Origin of the sequence: Streptomyces sp. SID14436 (assembly GCF_010548465.1) — a bacterium.
Taxonomy (GTDB): Bacteria; Actinomycetota; Actinomycetes; order Streptomycetales; family Streptomycetaceae; genus Streptomyces.
On record NZ_JAAGMD010000443.1, the window covers coordinates 1 to 368 of the forward strand.

Below are 368 nucleotides of genomic sequence, written 5' to 3' on the forward strand. Positions count from 1 at the left end.
TCGAACGGCAACCGCGCGACCTCGTGCGCCACGCCGAGCGCGGCGGCGTCCGGATCCGCAGCCCCGGAGAGGTCCCGGATCTCGATGCCGACGGCGGGCTCCTCGCCCACGATCTGCACCGGGCCGGCGGCCTGCTCCTCGAACCGGGTCCGCAGCACCTCGTGCCGGGCCGCCACCGCCAGCAGTGCACCCCGCAACCGCTCCACGTCCAGCTCTCCTGTCAGCCGGACCGCAGCCGGGACGTTGTAGAACGCGCTGTCCGGGTCGAGTTGGTGCAGGAACCACATCCGCTGCTGGGCGAACGACAGCGGAAGCGGTCCCGCACGCTCCACCCGGCGCAACTCCGGCAGCGCCTCCACACGCCCCGC

The 368-nt window shown here is 73.6% G+C and carries 1 protein-coding gene; it reads right to left on the bottom strand.

Features of this window, described 5'->3' with window-relative positions; all coding sequences use genetic code 11:
- On the bottom strand, positions 1 to 368 hold a 368-nt coding region (locus G3I53_RS15160; RefSeq protein ID WP_164438442.1), incomplete at both ends, for a condensation domain-containing protein.